Origin of the sequence: Paramagnetospirillum caucaseum (assembly GCF_000342045.1) — a bacterium.
Classification (GTDB): Bacteria; Pseudomonadota; Alphaproteobacteria; order Rhodospirillales; family Magnetospirillaceae; genus Phaeospirillum; species Phaeospirillum caucaseum.
In genome coordinates, this window is record NZ_AONQ01000085.1 from 1 (window position 1) to 16,400 (window position 16,400).

A 16,400-nucleotide genomic window follows, 5' to 3' on the forward strand; every position below is an offset into this window, starting at 1 on the left:
TCACGATGCTCGGAAGTCATGTCAACGCCATGTCAACAAATCCCCAGGCGGGCGTTGGCGTGGCGTGTCAACGCTTGGCGACCGTTACGCCGTTGCCGTCGCCACCCCGTCCAGACGCACCCGCACGGTGACGGCGCCATTGCCGGCGGCGGTGATGGCAACGCCCACCGGGTACAGCCCGGCAGCGGGTGGGGCGATCACCTTGGCGGTGTCGTCCCACGCCACCCGGTCGCCCAGTGCCAACACCGTCGCCGGAGCCTTCGGCAGATCGTAGACCCCGGTGGTGGCGATTTCCACATTGGCCGCTTCCAGGGCATTGGTGGCGGCGATGCCGAACAGAGCGCCGACGATCACGCCCTGGCCCGAGGCCACGCCGCCGGGCGGGGCCGGCACGGTGATCATGGCGCCATTCTGGATGAAGTTTTTCATGCCCTCATACTCCCTTGCTCGAATTGATCCGCACCTGGGTGATCCGGGCGTTGGTGCCGAGGCGGCGCTCCAAATCCGCCAGGGCTGATGCCATCTCGGAATCCGAGCGGTACTCCACCTTGCGCCCGTCGCATTCCACAATGCGGGTGCCGGCGTAGCGGGCGCGCAGCAGCGCCTCCCGCCAAGCCAGAAGCTGGTCGCGGTCGGCCATTACGCCGCCCCCGCATTGGCGTACCAGCCGCGGTGATCGACGAAGCCAGCGCCGAAGTCGAGGATCACCCGGATCTCGACGCCGTCCACGTCCCAGCCCGACTTGGATTCCACCTGCGGTCCCTCGCTGCCCGAGAGGTAGGCGAATTCCAGTCCATCGATCTCGGACGGGTCGGCGGTGATGTACCACCGGCTGACGCTGGACAGGCGCGGCTCGACCACCATGGTCAGCGAGCCGGCGAAGGGATTGACGTCGGCCGCCTTGGCCGCCGCCACCGAGGCCAGCCAACGTTCGGCCTCGGTCTCCAGGGCCGGCGGCACCAGCAGGTATTTGGGCGTCACCCGGATGATGCGGTCCTCGATGCCTTTCTGGGTACGGAGAGCCAGTCGGGCGGCGGACAGGGTGGTGTCGGAGATGGCAGCGCCCGATCCCGCCTTGTTGCCATGGTCGGCATGGAACAGCGGCTTGTTGTCCGACAGCTTCGGCCCGTTGCCGGAATTGGCCTCCACCAGTTCGACCAGCAGGCGGGCTTCGGTCTCGGCCGCGCCCTGGCCCATGCGGCGGGCGAGGTCGGAGAAGGCGCCGAGGTCGTCGTTGACGATCACCTGGCGGGTGATGCCGATCTTGCGCGCCCAGGTCTCGATCTTGTAGGCCTCGCGGGCCTCGGCCATGGTGCCGGCCTTGATCTCGCCATGCTCGCCCAGCTTCTCCAGCAGCGGCGCTTCGCCCAGCATGATCTTGTTGACGGCACGGAAGTCACGCGCCGTGGTCTGGCGGCCCAACTGGCGGATGCCGGACGGGGCGGCCTGATAGGCGGCGCGCAGGGTGCGCCCCACCGTGTCGCCCAGGATGATGCCGAAATCGCTGGTGGTGTGGAGCGCCCGCGTCACCATGGCGGCGGGCGACAGGCCGGTGACGGAATGTCCGCGCAGGGACAGCAATTCCCTGGCCATCTCGGCGCAGGTGGAATAGGCGTAGCGCCGCGCCGGTTCCGACAGGGCATGGGCCGGATTGATGCGGGCATAGAGCGCCTCGCCCATCTGGCGGGCGCGAGTGTCGGGATCGTCGTGGCTTGCGAGGTGTTCGACGCGCGGCTGCTCGGTGCGGATGGTGGGGCCGCTACGCTGGGCCAGTTCGGCGAAGGCGGCGCGGCGGGCCTCGTCGGCGCTGGCGTCGCGGTCGATCAGGCCATCGACGAAGTCCTGGCCCAGCCCGGCGACACGAGCGACGGAGCGGATCTCGGCATTGACGGCTGCGCGGGTGTGGACACCATCCCCTTCGGGGATGGTGGGGACGGGTTCGGGCATTCTCTCCTCCATGCGGATATGGGCGCCGGGATCGGCCGGCGTCGGGACCAGGGAAATTTCGATGGGCGTCCAGCTTGTGGCGGTCAGAACCCGCACGCCCTTGTCTGTGCTTTCGGCCCATTGCTCGACGGTGTAGCCGACCGAGATGTGGCGCAGGATGCCGCTCATCACGTCCTGCCAGACAGGTTCAACCTCGGGCCGGGCCGAGAACTGCACCAGGGCCACACCCTGTCGGCCATCGACGGACGCCTCTCGCACGGTGCCCAGCACGTCGCGCACCGCGTCCTGGCGATGGGCGTCCAGGACCGAGGCACCGATCAGGCGCGACAGGTCCACCGCATCCGGGGCCAGCGACAGCCGCTCCTCGTAGGGACCGGACAGGTCGCGGCGGCGGACACCGGCCCCGGTGCTCCACACCACCTCGGCGGTGCGGGCCTGGGCGTCGATGCTGGCGGGGGCCAGGGTGCTGCGGCGGGTGATCAGGTCAGCCATTGGGCGTCTCCATATTCAGGCCGAGGCGCTTTTCCCGCTCGCGGTCGGCGGCGATGGCGGCGTCCACGTCCTCGGCGTCATAGCCGCGTTCGGCGATGCTCATGCCTCGGCTCTTCAGCCCCGCCTTGATCTGCTCGATCTCGGCCCGCGCATCCTTCAGCGGATCGACCCAGTCCCATTTGGGCGGCAGCCAGTCGCAGGCCAGGAAGGCGGACGGGTCGCTGTCGAAACCGGCGGCGGGCAGGTGGCCGGCCAGCACGGCGAGCCGCACGAAGCGCTCCCACACTGGGCGGCAGAATTGATGCACCAGCACGGAGTGCTGGACCTGCTCGATGCGGCGGCGGAATTCCACCAGTCCGGCGCGGATGCTGGAATAGGTGACGCCTTCGAGGTCGCCCGAGACCAACTCGTAGGGCAGGCCCAGCCCGCTGGCGATGGCCCGGATGTGGGTCTTTGTGTAGGCGCCGTAATCGCCGGGATCGGCCGGATCGGAAAACTGGATGTCGGCACCGGGCGGCAGCGGGATCAGGCTGCCCGGTTCCATGCCGACCTGGAGCACGCCGCCGATGCCGCTGCCGTCGTTGAAGCCGGCCACCGTGCCGTCGGGATCGCGGATGAAGCCGGTGAAAAGGGCGGCGACCTTGGCCTTGACCAGGGCCGCGTCCTCGTACTGGTCGAGTTCGTGGACGCGCAGCAGCACCGGGGCCAGCCAAGTGATGCCGCGCACCTGTCCCGGTGCCAGCGGCTGGAACAGATGCGCCACGTCGCCGACCGGCAGGCGCACGGTGTCGAACGACAGTGGCGCAAGGGCATCGCCGGGCCGATGGGCATAGCAATGATAGGCGACGCGGCGGCCATTGGCATCAAATTCGATTCCGGCGCGGATGCGGGCACCGCTGCCGACGTCGCGGTGCAGGTCCATCGGCACCTGCTCGCGGTCGAGCAGGTCGATGGACAGCGGCAGGGGAGAAACATTCTCGGCGATACGCAGGCGGGCGAAGCTCTCGCCGCTTTCGACCATGGCGCGGAAGGCCAGCGCCTGGAGGCCGTAGAAATCGGTGAGGCCGGCGGCATCGGCCCGATCCGTCCAGCGATCCCACAGCGCATGCAGGGTGTCGCGGACCTTGGCGTCGGGATGGCGCGAGCGCGGCTTGATGCCGGCCCCCACCGCGTTGGCGGCCAGCGACTGCACCGCCGCCGAGACCCAGGGATTGTTGCGGGCATACCACCCGGCCCGCCGCGCCGCCGTGGTGGCGCCGGCCTGGATCGAGCCGTTGAGGCCGTCCACCGTGCGGGCGCCATCCCAACGCCGACCACCGCCAGCCGCGTCAAACGAGCGGCGGCGGTCGAGGCCAACGGCGCGGAGAAGGGATTTCCACATGCCCCGGATTATCGGAGACGGCGGATTCCCTGGCTATTCGGAGAGTTTGGGAAAGATTGGTGGGGGGAAGCAGAAAGGAGGTGTGGTTGCCACTGTCAGCAGGATTTTCAAACGGAAATGGCGCAGAAAGACAGGAGTTGGAGCATCACGGTCGCTCTCGGCCCCATTGTATGAGGGCCTGCCGACAGGCGGATTTAAAGGGGCGGACCTGATCCACAATGATCCATTTTAAATGGGTTCTGAAGAGGTGTTCTGAAGAGGCGTCTTGTTGACGGCACCGTGATACGATAACCTTTAAATTATTAGTACTTTTTGCGCAAACAGCACCGTAGTTATGGCCTTCCGAAGCATTGGGGATGCTGCATGAGTTCACCTGACGCCCTGGGCAAGCTCGGCCATCTCAGCGGGGGCGGCGCTGGTGCGTCGAAAGTCAAATCTGCAGGCACTGCAGCGGTAAAGCTGGCCCCAGCGACTTCCAAACTTTCCGGGATGAGTTCGGGGGCTGCCAAGGCTTCCTCCACCAGCATCGCTCTCGGCAAAATTAGCATCCCCTACACCCACCTTACTGGGGTCGGCTCCGGAACTATCAACGTGACCTCAGCCGGGATCGCGAACGGGACCAAGCTGGTTTCATCCATATTTTCCGGAAAAGGGCTGAGCCTCGGCCTCGGCTTAGGTCTCGGCGCTTGGGGGCCTGCATTGCTTGCGGGAACCGTATGCGTTGCTGGGTATGGGGCCTATCGGATGTATGCCGCCAATCCAAAGGGCAAACCCCGCTCTCGGACCAAGAGTGGTCAAGAGACCGCCACACTAGTCTCCCAAGTCGCGTCAATGGCTGATGCTGTTTTCGCCGCAGGATACGGAGCATTTAGAAAGCTGGTATCCTCACCTGATGATGAAGCGGCCCTGGCTGCGGAGCTTACCGCCGAAATTGCAGCCGCCGAGAAGCTAATCGCCGAGGCCAACGAAGCTGAGAAGCGTGCATTAGCGGCTGGCGCCAATGCCAAGCAGGCCATCAAGTTAGCAGCTGCCGCCAAGCGGAGGGCAAAAGCTGCTTTGGACCTTCAGCATTCAACAGAGTCCAAGCTGGCGGCTACTCGGGCGCGAAAGCGGAAGGAAGCTGCCGCCAACGTGTAGCCCCTTTTTCATGAAGCATTATTTCCAGAAATAGGAAAACTCACAGCCAGATCGCCCCCCGCACATAGTTGCGAGCGCCTCTTACTATTAGAGCAAGCCAGTATCCACAATAAATTTCTCTGGACAGATTTCGCCTCAGCTTGCGAGAATGGGGGCGTGTTATGATATATGCGCATACCAGCCTATATCTCTCCGAAGGGACTCGGGGTATCTTCAGCAGAACGGTTTGTCGCTCTGCGTCATTGTTTAGGGAGCTGTTAGCATGCTTGACCAAATGATCATGGCCAAGGTCGAGGGAACCACCCAGGCAGCTCTCCTGTCGTCGATGACCGGAAATTCCTACACGGTCGGCCAAGTTACTGCTACTGGGAATGGAATGGGACACTGGTTATTCCTGAACCCCGCTGGCGCTACCGCTGGAAAGGGGGCCGTTGCCCTCAAGCTGGAGGGTGCCCGTCAGGTCGCGCAGTTGTCCGGGATGGTGGGCAAGACCGTTACCATCGGAAAAGCCCCCCTCGTTGCAGATGGCGTGAGCAAATGGCTTGTGCTGTGCCCCAAAGCCGGTATCGCGGCAAAGGGCGCTGCCGTTGCTGCGGGCGCTGCCGGTGCTGGTGGTCTGACTGCTGCCGCCACCCAGGGCGGCGGGAACGGCATGATCATGATGAAGCTCGAAGGCGCAAGACAGGCCGGGCAGGTCCAGATGATGACCGGCAAGACTTTCATGGTGGCGAAGACCACTGCCGCTGGGAATGGAGCCGCAAATTGGCTCTTCCTTCAGCCCGTTGGTGAAACCGCTGCCACCATGAAGGATCTGGTGGTCCTCAAGGTTCAACATGGTGCTGGGCAAATGCCGTGGCTGGTCGGCAAGACCTTCGCTATTGGCGAATCTCCGATGATGGCCGGTACGACGAGCAAGTTCCTGGTTCTCAATCCTGTGACTGGTGTCGCCGCTAAGGGCGCGGCCGGAACCGCAATCGCCGCCAAGGGTGCCATGCAGACTGTGGCATTGCAGACCGCCGGTAAAACTGCTGTGGCGGGTTCGGTTGCCAAGGGTGCCGCTGCTGGCGCCGCCACCAAGGGTGCCGCCGCTGTCGGCACTCTATGGACTGGTACCGGCATGAGCTTGGGCCTTGGTTTGGGACTCGGCGCTGCTGGTCCTGTCATCCTGGGTGGCGTCATCGCCGCAGCCGGTTACGGCATTTACCGCTACCGCAAGGCCCGGACCACCTCGGCAGCATCCGAGGTTGATGACGCGATCTCGGACGCAGTGACGGCTTAGGCAAGACGATATGCTTGCCCCTTACGTGTTCACACTTCGTGCGGTGTAAGCTCAGCATGAACAGGAGGACGTTGGTCTGTGACTGATGTCCCTAAAAAAGGTCGAAAGCGGGCAAGCTCCTGTTCCAATGCATCAGGTGAAATACCCTGCGCTGCTGCGTGTTCAAGCATTGCCGTGCCCCCATCGGAGCGTAAAGACAACCACGAAGAGCGTGGGGAACGAGGCACATTCATTGAAGAATGCCTCGCCCTCATGCCCAAGGTTGAAGCTGGTCTGAGTGCATACCGTTCATCAGCAATTGCCCATCTCGAAAGCCCACCAAGTAGCATCATTCGCTTCATGGCAAATGGTGCAACTGCCCATACTCTGACGGATTTGGCATGCTTTGCGACGGCGTTTGAAGCGGCCCTACTTTATGGGGAAACGGAGGGATGGACGGACAGTCTGACCGAGGTTTCCGAGAAGAGCTTCGCCATGCTGTCACTTCATCTGGAGGTGGCTAAAGCCGGGGCGGACTGGAACTCAGATTGGGACATTGATTTAGTTGCAGACCTGATGGTCGCCGCCAGCTCGCTGGACCAAATTGTGGATAAAGTGGCGGATAACTCACCACACCAATCGGGCATGAGCGTTGGCGAAGAAAGCTCCTCGGCCCATCTACCCCCCAGCCCACAGATGTCCCAGGTTCAGTATCACAAGCAAACCGCCACCCTTTGGGATGGTCGGGAAAGTCTATTTCTCAAGCTTTGGAGCGTTTTGCAACGAACAACGGCGACATGGTCGAGTGTGAAAACGAGTAAGCCTACCAGCATGGTCAAACGCCCTAAAAAAGCTAGGCGCTCGCGCGGCGAAGACGATCCGATCCTGGAGGCTCTTCGCTAAATCAGAGGGTTGGGAGGATATCATGATCACAAGCACCGTGACTGGATCGAAAATCGCTGCCGCAAGTGCTCCAGGGTTGGGCAAAGCCGCCATCCTGATCTTGAGCGCCAGCATGGGTGTCGGTGTCTTGATCGGCTTGTCACTGGCGACCGCTGCGGGCGGTTTCTATGTCTGCCGCAAGTTGTCCGGTGCGGCTGAACCCATCACATAATGTTGCACTCATTCCACATCTAGGATGCAATGTCCCATGGATGAGGACGAATTGGCGTGGCTTGCATCAAAAATAGTGATTCCATGGTCTCGCCGGAACGGGATTTTCGGCGATAAGCTCTTCGATTTGAACGAGGTCATCACGCGCGGCTTATGCCTCTGACCCATTATGGCCATCATCCGCTTTCGGGCACCGTTTTTTCGGCCCGGTCCCGTCGATCTGAACGCCTTCCTGGGTCTTGCGTTGGCGTGGGCTTTTTCGGTTCACAGGGCGGCCCTTCCGGGGATTGTCGCGCTGTATGATTTCCCAATACGACATCGGCGCATGGTCAGCGGACAGGCCGAGGATGGTCTCGAACGAGACATGGCGGTAATAGCGCCGGTTGTAACGGAAGACGAACTCATTGAGGTAGGTGTCGATGTGCTCGCGGCGGAACCCATGATAGGTGCCGAGACCCCAGCGCTTCAGAAGGGCGAAGACCCGATGAATCCAGCGCAGGGGGATATGCGCGGCCATATTGCCGACGATGCGGGGATCGTGCCGGTATCCGACAAGCCCGGTGTAGGAGGCGTGCCCATCGCAAACCAGAGTGGCGCCGGGGGCGATGTTGGCCTTGATGAAGGCGTGGATATTCGGCTTCTCGTTGCTGGGGATCACCTCCATCCGGCAGCGGCCCGACAGGGTGTCGAGGTATTTCGCGCCGAGAGCCTTGGGTTTCTGCGCCTTTCCTGTGGTTTTGTCGCGCACCTCGACGGCGCCGATCACGATGATCTTGCCCTCCTTGAGCGGCTTGCCGGGTTCTTCCAGATCGTGGAACGGCATTTCCGTCTGGTCGATCTCGATCACGCCATCGAGAGGATCGCGATTCGGATCGACCATCGCCCGCCGCAGCTTCTGTTCCAGCAACCAAGCTGCCCGATAGGTGATGCCGAGTTGCCCGGCCATTTGCCGCGCCGACATCCCATTGGAATGCGTCGCCATCAGGTGGGCGGCACAGAACCACGCCCGAAGCGGAAGGCGGGTCCGATGCATGATGGTTCCGGCGGTCGCCGACGTCTGCGTCCCACAGTCCCTGCACGCGAAAGTGTAGGCGCGGCTGGTCAGGCGGGCGGCGTTCTGCGCACCGCATTTCGGGCAAACGAAGCCACTCGGCCATCGTCGATCCATCAACAGCCGGTAACAGCTATCCTCGTCGGGAAACCATACCTGGAAGTCGAGAAGGGACAACTGCTTCGCCATGGCCGCGAACATATCTTGACGTCCGGCCTATCTCAAGGCGCTTAATGGGTCAGCGGCATAAGTCACCATCACGCAGTCGATGCGTAATATTCTCGACCCAAAGCCTAAGAAACTCGCTGCGGTTCATGTCAACACACCCCGTGAAATCAGATGCCGGGAATCTCTACCCTCCCTCGTCCATCTGTTCTTTTGCGATTCCTGTGGAAAGATTTTCCGCAACATGGCATCGGAACTTCACCACAAGCGGTTCTGTTCCTCTAGAGATGTGCAGCACCGTCAGTTGGGATAAGCGGATTTTCAGCCTACCGTCCCTTGCTCACGGCTTTGTGGCGATCTGGTCGATCCGGGTTATGATTTCTACCCACCGCATCCAGTCATCGAGATTGTTTTCAAACTCGATCAAAAGGGCAACGGAGCGACTACCATCACGACGGATTTCCTGAAATTTCTTCACCCCCAGAACCACATCCATATTCGGGCAGATAATCTTGGTGACGGCCTTGACCTCGGCTCCATGAGTCTCGAATTTGACGCCGTGCATGGAAAGATTGATGGCAGCCGTTTCCCGCTTCTCACCATCAGCACTGATCCATTGAATTTCCATGGCCCCGGTAGGCACTGCAACACGCAATGAGAACCGTCGCTCGACCTTGACAGCTTCGCTTTCCGCGATAAGAAGTTTCCGCCGCAATTTCTCCGCGTCATCAAGGGCACCTTTGACCTTGGCGTCAATGTACTGGGAGGCAAGGTCCACCGGAACGGCTGGTTCGGCCTTGGCAGTCGCTCGTCGCCGGTAGACGATCAAAGCTCCAATCACACCGCCCAACAACACAAGAACAATCCCCCATATGGGTGACTGACTGGTTTGCGTATCCGCACGAGCTACGAGCTGGGGCGCAACCGGCTCAGCCATCCTTGTTTCGATGGGGGGGGATAGCGGCTTGGGGGCGGGTTGCTCCCTCGGCTGAACCTTCGCCGCGATCTCGGGAATTGTGGTAAGGGCTATGGCGGCTCGATGCTCGTGGTCGTCCGGTAGGGCTTCCTTGACGATAGCACTGGAATGCTGTTGCAAGGCCGTCATGGCCTTCTGCAATTGCTCAACGGGATTTTCCTGAGCAGCCACCCGCATCGGCAGATATTGGGCACCCGCTGCCTTGGCCCAGGTCTTCAGATAATAGGAGGTTCCGGACAAATCCCAGATGATCAGCCGATCACCGATCAGTTTGGCGATGCCCGGCATCTGGCCTTCGATCAGATCGATATTGCGGGCGTGGTAAAGAGCGCCGAGTTTTTCAAACCGCTTCCGCTTCGAGACCCCGGCATCCTTCATCTGCTGATACTGGCGGTTTAGATCGTCATAGCGGGGGTCCGCTTGAACCTCCTTGCTGAGATAGCCCAGCTTGGCATCCCAAATTTCCGGCTCGCCATCGGATATGATCACGGCCAGTTTCGTCGAAGGCTTCGCATAATTCAGCAGATAGCGGAAGGGCATCTCCAAATCTGTCGCTTTGCCAACCGTTTCAATGCCATCGATGGCCCGGTTCACGGCATTGATGTCGGTGGCGGTATCACGGTCGATGGCGAGGTGACGGTACAGGGCTTCGTCGAAACCAACGATTTCGATCTTATACGGATTGTCGAAGGTCTTCAGGAAGGTGAGCAGCCATGCCTTGGAGGCAAGTTTTGGATCATGCTTTCCAACCGATCCCGATTGATCGAACAAGATGATAATGTCCGGCTGTTCTTGGGCTAAAACTGGACGAACCGGGCCAAGAACAACACTGGCAATCAGGGCGGCAGCCAGAATGATGCGAGCAAGCATGTCCGCCTCCCGTCTATTCTAGGTTGGACAGAATGGTCGAACGCTTCTCCGCAAGAAAGTCCTTGATCTCGGTCTCGGCCATGAGCTTCCGCTCCGAGGCGAAGGTCGAGAAATATTCATGGATGCTGTCGAATTCGGCTGTAACTTTCTCGATCAGCTGACGCCGCAAGTCAGTGACCTCGGTCTGATAGCTGCTCTCGAACCGCTCCTGAAGCCGCGATTTCTCGGACTCCGTCCACGCCATGATCTTGGACAGTGCCAATTCCTTCTGTGCGGCGACGGCCTCATCCATCTCGGCTACTTTTTCCCGGCGGCGCTCGTCGATATCCCGATCCAACTCGGCCATCTCAGCCTCAATCTCACGCTGCCGAGCCAAGAGATTGGTGATGCTCTCATCGAGAGCGTCCTTGGTCCGAGTGAGATCGGCAACGTCGGCGGATAGTTCATCCACATGCAATTTCTTACGGTCGGCGTCGGCCTGAAGGTCAGAGACGACATCGGCCAGCTTCCGCCCACTCTCGCGAAGCTCGCTAACACGAGCCTCAACTGCATTTTTGGCCGTGACAGCAGCATTGATTTCGTCTTGCTCGGCAGCCAGCTTCTCGCCTTTACGGGCATCCACTCCCTGCTCAAATTCACGGATAGAGGCGAGAAGCGTATCTTCTCTTGCGGCAAGCGCATTCACCCGAAGCTGAAGCTCGGCCTTCTGCCGGGTCAGTTTCCCAGCGTCATCGATACCCTGAAAATTTATTGAACGGCTATCTTTGGGGGCTGGCTTTGTTTTGTTGCGATCAGCCAGTTTAGACACGCCAACCATGACGGCCAAAAATCCACATGCTGACAGAGCGATAAGAAGTATCGGCATAATCCCCCCCCAAATGGGCAACGGCCATAATCGCTTAGACTAGCACATCCGGTATTACCGCCCATGCCAAAAGCCGATAGCCCCCAACAGGGTTGGTAAATGACGGTTTGTGGCACAACCCCCCGGTCGCTCAAGATATGAATCTCGCCTATCCCATCCACCGCGACCGGATCTGCGCCAGCGCCGGGCGGGCGGCGGGAGCTGTGCTCGGCATGACCGGCGCCCCCCGTGTCGGCAGCATCGCCATCGCCGCCGCCTCGTCGTTGAGCCGCAGCCCCATGGCCACCAGCCCATGCAGTGCGGCTGTGGCGTAGACGAAGGTGTCCAGCGCCTCGTTGCGCTCACCGTCGCGCTTGGGCTGCCACGAGCGGATCGGGCGGCCCCGGTCATAGCGGGTGACGACCCGCTCGGCGGTGAGCTGGCGGAAATAGTCGCCATCCATCCGGCGGGGGAAATGGACGGCGCCGGGGCCGGGTTCGGTCAGGCGCAGGCGGGCGTAGAGGGCGTCCTTGACGGCATCGACGCCGACGATGAACAGCGGCACCTTGCCGCGCACACGGGTCGGGCGGCGCGGCCAGACCGGGATGCCGGCGCCGCCTCGGCCCTTGATCGCCCAGATACGCCGGGCCAGCCGGGTGCGGCAGAACTCGTAGGCCGCCTTGGTGTGGTGGCCGCCGGTATCGATGCAGGCGGCGCGGATGTGCAGATCGGCCACGGATTTGGGATGGGCGAAGGTGGTGGCGAGATAGGAATCGAGATCAGCCCAGACGCGCGGGCCGGAGGGATCGCCCCACAGCACGCGATACTCTACCACCCAGGATTCCTCGTCGGCGCCCCAGGCCACCACCTGCACCTCCAGCCGATCGCCCTGGACGTCCACGCCAGCCGTCAGCACGGCGGCCAGCTCGGGCAGGCGGTCGCCCCAATCCTCGCGCCGGGCCATCAGCGGATCGGCGGGCACGGTGTCGCCGGCCTGGTCCTCCCAGGATTCGCCCAGCTTAGTGTTGACCCAGACCTGCAAGCGGGGCGGATCGGATTTGACGCGGCCATGCTCGGTGGCGATCTCGGCCCAGGTCTCCCATGGGCTGTACAGCGCCGACAGGTGGAAGCCGGCGGTGCGGCCATCGCCCGCCGTCGTGGCCCGCCATTCGCCTGCCGCCAGCAGGGCGGGCTTGTCGTGCTCGTGGTGGATGCCGCCGCAGGATTCGCAGATCAGGAACGCCTGATCGCGGCGGCCCTCGGGCCAACGGATGCGCGCCCAGGTGATCGGGGCCATGTCGCCGCAATGCAGGCAAGGCACATGGAAGTAGCGCTGGTCCGAATCCAGGAACGCGGCCTCGATGCGGGAATGGCCCTTCAGGGTCGGCGTCGAGACCATGTAGATTCGGCGCCGGCCCCGGAAGGTGGCGGTGCGCTGGATGGCGAGATCGACGGGATCGCCTTCGCCATCCGCATCGCCGGGATAGCCGTCCACCTCGTCGAGGAAAAGGTAGCGCACCGGGGTGGAGCGCAGGCCGGCGGCGGAATTAGCCCCGGTCATCACCAATTGCCCGCCGGGGAAGGATTTGCGGAACAGGCTGTTGCCGGCGTCCCGCGAGCGGGCGGGCGAGACCAGTTCGCGCAAAGCTGGGGTGGTCTCGATCAGCGGATCGATCCGCACCGTGGTGTTCCGGCGCACCATGTCCAGCGAGGGCTGCACCAGCATGGTGATGCCGGGCGCATTGTGGATGATGTAGCCCAGCCAGTTGAGGCCGGCCTCGGTGCCGCCGGTCTGGGCACCCTTCATCAGCACCACCCGCTCGTAGGGGCTGGCGGTGGACAGCGCATCCATCACATCCTTGAGATAGGGCGTGCGGCTGGTGCGCCAGCGTCCCGGTTCCGCCGAGGTGGGTGGCAGCACCCGGTTGCGGTCGGCCCATTCCGACACCGGGATCGGCGGCTCGGGCCGGATGCCCCGCCGCCACGCCCGGTCCACCACCGCAAGGGCGCTATCACCCTGCATCGCGCAGGCTCCACACCGGGGTGTCGGACAGATGCTCAAGATGCTCGCGCATGAAGCGGTCGAGGGCGGCGAAGGTCGCCTGGGGATCGGCGCCGGTCTCGACCGCCAGCAGCGGCGCGGTGCGGCTGACCCAGGCCATGTGGGAATCGCGTTCCGCTTTGGCGCGGGAGAACACCGCCGCCGCCGCTTCCTTGGCGTCGATCACCTGGCCGCGTTCCTTGTCGTAGGCGAGGCGGGCGCGTTGCACCTGTACCACCATGTACATGCGCCGGGCCTCGGACAGCGACAGGGTGCCGCTGGCGGCGGGGGCGGGCGTGCCGCCCTTGTTGCGCCTGGCAGGATCGAGGTTGCTTTCCATCCAGGCCAGCCCCTCGGCGATGATGATGGTGCCGTCGGGTTGCACCGGCAGGCCGTCGGCGACCAGCTGCGAGATGCGGCCCTTGGTCAGGCCGACGCGGGCGGCGAACTCGGTCTTGGTCTCGACGGTGTTTAGTTTAGTCATTGTGCGGCCCCAGGCTGGCAAGGTCGTGCGCTGAGGCTCCCCGCATAGGGAAAGGCCCAGGAGGAACCGCGCCTTCCGGGCTGGAGGAGGCAGTGCCTCTTGTGACCGGGAGACAGTCTACCAGGGTGGCTGCGCTATTTCATTCGCAACGTTTGGTAACGATTGGCACTCGCTTACCATGATGCTGTGGTGGGTTTGGTTGGTTTGGAGGGTTCGTTTCAGCCCGCTTCCATAAACTGTCAGACATGATTTTCTTTTTCTCTGTGTCGATGGATTTGTCTTTCTCAAAGAAAAAATATCTCTCTGACAGTTTCCTGCGGGGTACGGCAACAAACCCTCCAAACCAACCAAACCCACCACGAGGGGTCAGCCCGCATGGTGGGGGAAGGCATGGACATTGGCGGGAACGGCTGCGGTCTCCGTTGCTGAGCCTTGATCCCACAGTCGCCACCGAACGACGCCGGCGTGCTGGCCGTCGGGTGTCAGCCGCATGCCGTTGACGATGCGGCCCTGGTTGGCAGCCAGCCATTTGCCCAGGCGCCTGCCGCTGATGGCGCCGCCATCGCCGGCCACGGCCAGCAGGGCTTCGCGGAAATCGGGGTTGATGAATTCGGCGCGGCCATGGAAGCTGGAGAGCTGGTCGGTGGCGACATCGATCACCTCCTTGACCGAGACGCGGCGGGTCGCGAGATGGGTGTGCCATTGCTCGACCACCGTGGTCAGCGCCTCCAGCTTGGGATCGGCACCCCGAATGCTGTCCATGGTGGCGCAAGGATCGGCTTCGCCCAGCCAGACCAGGGCATCTCGGACCCAGCGCGACCATTCGGTGAAGGAGCCGAGCGGCGTGGTCTGCTGCGGACGGCCAGCAAGGTGGTGGGCGCGCAGGATACACAGAACCGCTGCAACATAATCCCCACGGCAGTCGGCCACCGTGGCGACAGGGTCGCGGTCGAATTCGCGCAGTTCCGGGCGCTCGACACCGGCATCGAGGGTGCAGCGGATGGCGCGCCGGGTCATGTCGCCCACCACGGTCAGGTTGTTGCCGGTGGCGAACACCGCCGCCGTGCTGGGCACCTCGATGTTGAGCGACTTCCCCAGCAGGCGAACCTTGAGCATGGGCTGGGTGAGGGTCTGGCAGAGCAATTCACCGCCGAGGCCGATTTCGCAATTGTCGATGGAGATCAGCGGATCACCGGCGATCAGGGCTGCTCCCAGGCGCTTTTCCATTTCCTCCTCGGTCTTGCCCTGGGCGATGACCGAGGCGGGGCGGCCCGAGACGATCATGCTGGCGATATCCACCAGTAGGGATTTGCCCGATCCGGCGGTCGGGGCGTTGAAGCCGTGGAGTGGGGCAGAGGGCAGCGAGCGGCGGATGGCGGTGGTCAGGATGCCCGACAGCGCCACCGCCCGATCCGCCTCGCCGACGAAGGGGAAGGTCTCGATCAGGCGCTTGAGATAGCCCAGGGCCGCCATGGCCTGATGGCGATCCGGGGATTCGGGAATGGTGGGGAAGGACACTCCCTGCGGATCGAACAGCAGGCCGGTGGCGGTGTCGTAGCCGGGTTGGTCGAGCAGCGAGCCGTCGGCCCGCAGCGTCGGGGCGTTGATGATGCCGGTCAGGACCGGCAGCTTCCACATGCCCTCGCGGGCGAGATAGGTGTCGGCGATGCGCAGGGGGCAGTCGGTTGCCACCCAATCCTCGGCGCGGGCGTCGAAGCGTTCCCAATGGGCGGCGAAGGTCATGGCCTCGGCGATGTGGTGGCGGTTGGCGACAACCAGATGCGGCGCGTTGATCTTGCGCCCGTCGGTGATGGTGACGGCGGACGAGGCTGGGCGCACCACCATGCTGCCGCGCTGATAGAGCGGTAGGCGGGCGCTCATCATCGCCATTTCGCCTTCTCCGACTACGCGGGGCAGATCGCCCGCCGTGACGCGGATGGTCGGGCGACCAGCTGGTGCCCAATCGCGCTTCATGCCCTCATAGGGATTGGGGCGCGGAGCGCGCTTGCGGGCGGATTTGGGGCGCTCCCAGCCGTTCTTCTTGGCCTCCCAGAACAGGGTGCGGACGGAAATGCTGCGACCGGTGGCGAAGGTTGGCCACTTGCTGATGGTCGTGCCCGGATCGTTCTTGGACGATTGCGCCGACCAGGCTTCCCACAGGCCGCATCCATCGGGGCCGAGACCGGCATAGAGGGCGAAGCCGACCTTGATCCATTCGTCGTAGGGCAGATCGTCGTTGGGGATGTGATCGAGGGCCGAGGCGATCAGATCGCGGTCGGGCACGTCCTGGGCATTGGCGGAGATGCCCGCCGCCTTGCGGCCCGCCCGCTCGACTCCCTTGATCTCGGCCCGCGTCTGGCCGCCGATACCGCGCAGGATGGTTTCCGCCTGGCTGACGAAGGCGACGCATTGCTCGGCGGTGACCACCGGCAGATCGGCGGCGGGCACCTCCAGCGGCGTTTGGTCCGGCCAAAGGTATTCGCCCTTGGTGTCGGGATGGATGCCGAAGCCGACGAACTGCTGGCCGGTGGCCAGAATCTCGACGCGGACGCTGGTGCCGTCGGGCAGCACCAGTTCCGGGGTCTGGATCTTGTCGAAGGGCTGTTCCGTCCGCATCACCAGCAGCAGCTTGGGGGCGCGG

13 protein-coding genes and 1 pseudogene are annotated in these 16,400 nt (G+C 63.0%); 4 read left to right on the plus strand and 10 right to left on the minus strand.

The features are described from left to right. Positions 1-84 precede the first annotated feature (84 nt). The 4 genes from H261_RS20145 to H261_RS20160 are packed head-to-tail and all read right to left on the minus strand — an operon-like array spanning position 85 to position 3,820. Positions 85-429 carry a DUF2190 family protein gene (locus H261_RS20145; protein ID WP_008621318.1) on the minus strand — a complete coding sequence of 115 codons (345 nt, stop codon included), beginning with the start codon at positions 427-429 and terminating at the stop codon, positions 85-87. 4 nt (positions 430-433) lie between these two features. Continuing rightward, entirely contained in the window at positions 434-640 is a 207-nt protein-coding gene (locus H261_RS20150) for a phage head-tail joining protein (protein WP_008621319.1), read from the minus strand. Beyond that, positions 640-2,439 carry a prohead protease/major capsid protein fusion protein gene (locus tag H261_RS20155; RefSeq protein ID WP_008621320.1) on the minus strand — a complete coding sequence of 600 codons (1,800 nt, stop codon included), beginning with the start codon at positions 2,437-2,439 and terminating at the stop codon, positions 640-642. The genes H261_RS20150 and H261_RS20155 overlap by 1 nt, the downstream gene beginning before the upstream one ends. Beyond that, positions 2,432-3,820 (minus strand): phage portal protein, encoded by a 1,389-nt coding sequence (locus tag H261_RS20160; RefSeq protein ID WP_235062995.1) that lies wholly within the window; start codon positions 3,818-3,820, stop codon positions 2,432-2,434. Before H261_RS20160 ends, H261_RS20155 begins: the two co-directional genes overlap by 8 nt. A gap of 363 nt (positions 3,821-4,183) precedes the next feature. Between H261_RS20160 and H261_RS25870 the strand changes: the two genes are divergently transcribed. From H261_RS25870 to H261_RS24985, 4 genes are all read left to right on the plus strand, one after another. Next, entirely contained in the window at positions 4,184-4,957 is a 774-nt protein-coding gene (locus H261_RS25870) for a hypothetical protein (RefSeq protein ID WP_173983999.1), read from the plus strand. Between the two features lie 262 nt (positions 4,958-5,219). Further along, complete coding sequence (mamD, locus tag H261_RS20170) at positions 5,220-6,236, plus strand: magnetosome protein MamD (RefSeq protein WP_008621324.1); 1,017 nt, start codon at positions 5,220-5,222, stop codon at positions 6,234-6,236. 252 nt (positions 6,237-6,488) lie between these two features. Then, a complete protein-coding gene (locus H261_RS20175; protein WP_152426998.1) occupies positions 6,489-7,118 on the plus strand; it encodes a hypothetical protein in 630 nt (209 codons plus the stop codon). Between the two features lie 22 nt (positions 7,119-7,140). Further along, positions 7,141-7,329: a hypothetical protein gene (locus H261_RS24985; RefSeq protein ID WP_008621331.1), complete on the plus strand. Its 189-nt coding sequence runs from the start codon at positions 7,141-7,143 to the stop codon at positions 7,327-7,329. Between the two features lie 309 nt (positions 7,330-7,638). Here the strand turns inward: H261_RS24985 and H261_RS20180 are convergent. The 6 genes and pseudogenes from H261_RS20180 to H261_RS20210 form a co-directional block, all read right to left on the minus strand. Further along, a pseudogene (locus H261_RS20180) lies at positions 7,639-8,568 on the minus strand (IS1595 family transposase); the annotation flags it as partial. Between the two features lie 316 nt (positions 8,569-8,884). Next, positions 8,885-10,390, minus strand: a complete 1,506-nt coding sequence (locus H261_RS20185) for a vWA domain-containing protein (protein WP_008621333.1) — start codon at positions 10,388-10,390, stop codon at positions 8,885-8,887. Between the two features lie 13 nt (positions 10,391-10,403). After that, positions 10,404-11,255 carry a hypothetical protein gene (locus tag H261_RS24990; protein ID WP_152426999.1) on the minus strand — a complete coding sequence of 284 codons (852 nt, stop codon included), beginning with the start codon at positions 11,253-11,255 and terminating at the stop codon, positions 10,404-10,406. Positions 11,256-11,403: 148 nt separating this feature from the next. Next, on the minus strand, positions 11,404-13,257 hold the full coding sequence (locus tag H261_RS20200) for a phage terminase large subunit family protein (RefSeq protein WP_008621336.1): 1,854 nt from the start codon (positions 13,255-13,257) through the stop codon (positions 11,404-11,406). After that, positions 13,247-13,759: a hypothetical protein gene (locus H261_RS20205; RefSeq protein ID WP_008621337.1), complete on the minus strand. Its 513-nt coding sequence runs from the start codon at positions 13,757-13,759 to the stop codon at positions 13,247-13,249. Before H261_RS20205 ends, H261_RS20200 begins: the two co-directional genes overlap by 11 nt. Positions 13,760-14,125: 366 nt before the next feature. Further along, the coding region (locus tag H261_RS20210; protein WP_008621338.1) for a PriCT-2 domain-containing protein at positions 14,126-16,400 on the minus strand (2,275 nt) is incomplete at its 5' end.